This window comes from Pseudotabrizicola sediminis (assembly GCF_004745575.1).
GTDB classification, from domain to species: domain Bacteria; phylum Pseudomonadota; class Alphaproteobacteria; order Rhodobacterales; family Rhodobacteraceae; genus Pseudotabrizicola; species Pseudotabrizicola sediminis.
Window position 1 is genome coordinate 1 of record NZ_RPEM01000077.1, and the last position, 344, is coordinate 344.

At 61.6% G+C, this 344-nt stretch carries 1 protein-coding gene; it reads right to left on the reverse strand.

Annotation, left to right across the window (positions count from 1 at the left end; translation table 11 throughout):
- A partial coding sequence (locus EEB11_RS19370) for a hypothetical protein (RefSeq protein ID WP_280950296.1) occupies positions 1-330 on the reverse strand: 330 nt, incomplete at its 3' end.
- Positions 331-344 lie beyond the last annotated feature (14 nt).

A 344-nucleotide genomic window follows, 5' to 3' on the forward strand; every position in this document is an offset into this window, starting at 1 on the left:
TAGCAGCACGGCCATTCCGCGGCTGAAAGCAATGGACGCCCCAGGCGAGGAAACGATGCGGCGGAATTGGTGCGCCAGCAGCATAACGGCCATTAGGACCCCTCCGACAACCGCCACGGTGACCATCACGATCACTACCAGGGCCGAAGGATCGTTCGTTCCGCTTGGGATCACCGAGGGAAGTACCATCAGGTAGAACACGAATGTGAACGGGCTGCACAGGCTGAAGGCGGCTCCTGCCGACGTTGCAGCGATCCAGCCGCGTCGATAGCGTTGTGGACCAAGACCGGTGTGAACGGACTGCCACATCTGAGCCGCCAACCAGAGCAGGTATGCGGCCCCTG